The following is a 4,056-nucleotide window of genomic DNA, read 5'->3' on the forward strand; positions in this document are numbered from 1 at the left end:
GGATGATGTGGGCGACCTTGAGGGACTCGGGCTTCACCGTGAGGCCGGTCTCCTCATAGAGCTCGCGGACCGCGGTTTCGGTGATGGGCTCGCCCGGCCGCCTTCTCACGGAGCGTCGAGCTCGAAGGTCGTCGCTACTTCGTCGGAGTCGGCGTCGGCGTTCCCGTCGAGCCGGTGCCCGCTTCCTGCACGGCCGTTCCCACGAACGTGGCGAACTGCGTCGCGTCCGACACGCTGCCGGCGTAGCGCTGACCGTTCACGAACACCGTCGGCGTTCCGAACGAGCCGGATGCCGCGTTCACCAGATCGGGATCGGTCACCACAGACTTGGTCTGGTTCGTGATGAACTGCGCGAAGGTCTGGTCGTTCACGCAGTCGGTGATCTGCTTCGAACTGGCTCCCGCATCCTTGAACACCTTCAAGAGCTCGGCGTTCGTGAGACCTGTGCCCGTCTGTTCGTCGGGCTGGTTGGCGTACAGGGCGCTGTTGACCGCGAAGAAGTTGTTCGGGTCGTAATTGGCGACACAGGACGCGGCCGCCGCGGACCGGGTCGAGTACTTCTTGTTGTTGGCGCTGTCGAGGATCGCGACCGGATGCGTCTCCAGCGTCGCCTGGCCGTCGGCCATCCACTGCTTGATCTGGTCGGCGTTGGTGGTCTCGAACTGGTTGCAGATGGGGCACTGGTAGTCGACGTAGATGACGATGTGCGCCGTCTTGCCGTCGAGCTCCTGCTTGGTCGGCGTGGCTTTGCCGCCCTTCGGGATGGCCGGCGTGGTGACGGCCTTCGTCGCGCTGGTGAGCAGCACGCCGCCGCTCTGCATGTTCTTCGGGTTGGCGACGTTGTTGGCCGCGTTGACCCCGTTGAGGATGAAGACACCGACGATGGCGAGCACGGCGACGACGGCCACGATGATCGAGCCCTGCACCACGAACTTGCGGCGCTTGGCTTTCTTCGCCGCCTCTTCGCGCATCAAACGTGCGTGCTCGCGCGCCTCTTCACGGCGATCGCGTTTGGTGGGCCCGGAGGCACCCTTCCCTGTTGCCATTCGGTTTTGTCCCATCGACGGTGAACAGTGTCTCCTCGATGGTATTGGGTGAATGCTTTGAGACGGCTGAGGTGTTCCCCCGAGGGCGCATTGTGGGCAGCCCCCGTCTGGGGTGTAGCGGCCGCGTCGCACTGCGCCCATACTCGGAGTCATCATGACAAAAGCTCAGCAAACAACGTGGACCATCGGCACGAAGATCACCTTGGTCGCCGGGGCCTCCGCCTTCCTGATCGCGCTCAGCGGGATGGTCGCGAGTGCTGCGCAGCCGCATCCCCCGGTCGAGATCTCCTCGCTGAGCACTGGCCGGTCCGCCACGTCCAGTGCGACGCCGAGCCCGACGCCCACTCCCGTCGTCGAGACGAAGACCGTGACCGTTGACGAGCCGATCGCTTTTCAGGCGACGACGGTGAACGATCCCGCCGTGGCGGTCGGCACCACCTCGGTCACGACTCCGGGCCAAAACGGCACGAAGACCAAGACCTACCGCGTCACCCTGCGGGACTGCACCGAGCAGAGCCGGGAGCTCGTCTCCGAAACAGTGACGACGGCGCCGGTCGATCAGGTGACGACGGTGGGGACGATGCAACCGGCGCCGCCACCGCCGCCGCGTGCCGCCGCGCCGCAACCGGCCCCCGCACAGGATGCCGGCGGCGGCTGCGATCCGAACTACTCGGGATGCGTGCCGATCGCGAGCGACGTCGACTGCGCCGGCGGGAGCGGAAACGGTCCGGCCTACGTGGCAGGGCCGGTTCAGGTCATCGGCAGCGATATCTACGACCTCGACAGGGACGGCGACGGGCAGGCCTGCGAGTAGCCCGTCGCGACGACCGCGCAGCTACCCGACGGGCACCCCGGCCGCGACCGGGACCGGCACGAGACGCTGGAGCTGCGTCACATGCTCTGGTGCCAGCTCGGCGAGCGAGGAGACCTCCAGCAGCTGCATCGTGCGCACGATCTGGTCGGAGAGGATCTGGATGGTGCGGTCGACGCCGTCCCGTCCGCCCGCCATCAGCCCGTAGAGGTAGGCGCGGCCGATGAGGGTGAACTTCGCGCCGAGGGCGTACGCGGCGACGATGTCGGCGCCGTTCATGATGCCCGTGTCGATCGCGATCTCGGTGTGCGCGCCGACCTCCCTGACGACCTTCGGCAGGAGGTGGAACGGGATCGGCGCACGGTCGAGCTGGCGTCCGCCGTGGTTGGACAGCACGATGCCGTCGACGCCCAGGTCGACCAGCTTGGCCGAGTCTTCGACGTTCTGAACGCCCTTGACGACGATCTTGCCGGGGAAGAGGTCGCGGATGATCGCGAGGTCTTCGAAGCTGATCGAGGGGTCCATCGCGGCATTGAGCAGGTCGCCGACCGTGCCGCCGGTCGAGGAGAGGGATGCGAACTCGAGCTTGGGCGTGGTCAGGAAGTCGTACCACCACCACGGCCGGGGGATCGCGTTGACGATGGTGCCGAGCGTGAGTTGCGGCGGGATGGAGAAGCCGTTGCGCTTGTCTCGCAGCCGGGCTCCTGCAACAGGGGTGTCGACGGTGAAGAACAGGGTGTCGAACCCGGCGGCGCCGGCACGGCGCACGAGGTCGTAGGAGATCTCGCGCTCACGCATCACGTACAGCTGAAACCAGTTGCGGCCGTTCGGGTTCGCCGCTTTCACGTTCTCGATCGACGTGGTTCCGAGAGTGGACAGGGTGAACGGGATGCCCGCAGCGCCGGCCGCTCCGGCCCCGGCGGTCTCGCCCTCCGTCTGCATCAGTCGCGTGAAGCCCGTCGGCGCGATGCCGAACGGCAGGGAGGACGCGCCGCCCCAGATCTCGCACGACGTGTCGACGACCGAGACGTCGCGCAGGATCGAGGGGTGGAACTCGATGTCCTGGAACGCCTGCCGCGCACGGGCGAGCGACAGTTCGCCCTCCGCGGCGCCCTCGGTGTAGTCGAACGCCGCTTTCGGCGTGCGGCGCTTCGCGATCGCGCGAAGGTCCTCGATGGTGAGGGCGCCCTGCAGGCGGCGCTTCTTTCCGTCGAACTCGGGGGCTTTGAACTTCATCAGGTCGAGCAGTTCGGCGGGCTTCGGTAGCTGGCGGGTGACCATGGGAGATACCTATCTGAACTCGTGGCGGAGGGCGGGCGACGGTGTGTTGGACGGCAGACCGGATGCGGGGGTGGTTCGTTCGGGAGCGGCATCCCGGTAGTACCCGCTGATGTGGTCGTGGATGCGGGTGCGCGCCTCGCCCGCATCGCCGGCGACGATCGCGGCGATCACGGAGCGGTGCTCGGCCCGGAGTCTGGCCGACATGGTGGCCCAGTCGTGGATGCGGGCGAGCCCGGCGAGCACGTAGCCCTCGATGGAGCTGCGGAGCCCCGCCATGGTCGCGGCGACCACGGTGTTGCCGGAGGCCTCGGCGAGTGACAGGTGGAACTGGGCGTCGAGGGCGAGGAACTCCTGCGGTGTGCGAGCCGGGTCGTCCATCGCGTCGAGCAGCGCTTCGGCCTCGGCGAGTTGCACACCGGGCGAGCGTTCGGCGAGGTCGGCCGCCACGGCCGACTCCAGGAGCAGGCGTGTCTTCACGACATCGGCGACGGGGAAACCGCTGGCCGCGACCTGCAGCCGCATCAACGCCTGCATGCCGCCGACTGGGCGGGCGACGATGATGGCGCCGGAGCTCGGGCCCGATCCCGTCTGCGTGCGCACCAGGCCCATCGCCTCGAGAACCCGCACGGCCTCGCGAACGCTCGAACGGCCGACGGAGAGATCAGTGGCGAGGGTGCGCTCGGGCGGAAGGTGGTCGCCGGGGCGCAGCCGCCCGTCGACCAGGCGCTCCTCGATATGCGCGAGAACGCCTTGCCAGGCGCGTTGTTCGTCGCCCATCCGGTTCGCCTCCTTCGCCGAGCACCGCGGCGCGGTCCGTTCCGTGTGGTCAGACCATATGGTCAGACCACAGCATACACGGCTGCGGATGCGCCGCGAGGGGCGAGTTGTTGCGACCTGGAGGGCGCGCCAGGTCGCAAC

At 67.9% G+C, this 4,056-nt stretch carries 5 protein-coding genes; 1 reads left to right on the forward strand and 4 read right to left on the reverse strand.

Features of this window, described 5'->3' with window-relative positions; translation table 11 throughout:
- Positions 1-109: NUDIX domain-containing protein (locus ACFVWR_RS18860; RefSeq protein ID WP_387215913.1), on the reverse strand; the 109-nt coding region annotated here is incomplete at its 3' end.
- Between the two features lie 25 nt (positions 110-134).
- The gene (locus ACFVWR_RS18865; RefSeq protein WP_387215901.1) at positions 135-1,046 is read right to left on the reverse strand and encodes a DsbA family protein; all 912 of its coding nucleotides are present in this window, start codon (positions 1,044-1,046) and stop codon (positions 135-137) included.
- A 154-nt stretch (positions 1,047-1,200) separates the two neighbouring features.
- Between ACFVWR_RS18865 and ACFVWR_RS18870 the strand changes: the two genes are divergently transcribed.
- A complete protein-coding gene (locus tag ACFVWR_RS18870) occupies positions 1,201-1,860 on the forward strand; it encodes a G5 domain-containing protein (protein WP_387215904.1) in 660 nt (219 codons plus the stop codon).
- A gap of 21 nt (positions 1,861-1,881) precedes the next feature.
- Here the strand turns inward: ACFVWR_RS18870 and ACFVWR_RS18875 are convergent, their stop codons facing one another.
- Entirely contained in the window at positions 1,882-3,138 is a 1,257-nt protein-coding gene (locus tag ACFVWR_RS18875; protein ID WP_387215907.1) for an alpha-hydroxy-acid oxidizing protein, read from the reverse strand.
- A 9-nt stretch (positions 3,139-3,147) separates the two neighbouring features.
- The gene (locus ACFVWR_RS18880) at positions 3,148-3,915 is read right to left on the reverse strand and encodes a FadR/GntR family transcriptional regulator (RefSeq protein ID WP_387215910.1); all 768 of its coding nucleotides are present in this window, start codon (positions 3,913-3,915) and stop codon (positions 3,148-3,150) included.
- Positions 3,916-4,056: the final 141 nt, after the last annotated feature.

It is taken from the genome of Leifsonia sp. NPDC058292 (assembly GCF_042880955.1).
Classification (GTDB): Bacteria; Actinomycetota; Actinomycetes; order Actinomycetales; family Microbacteriaceae; genus Leifsonia.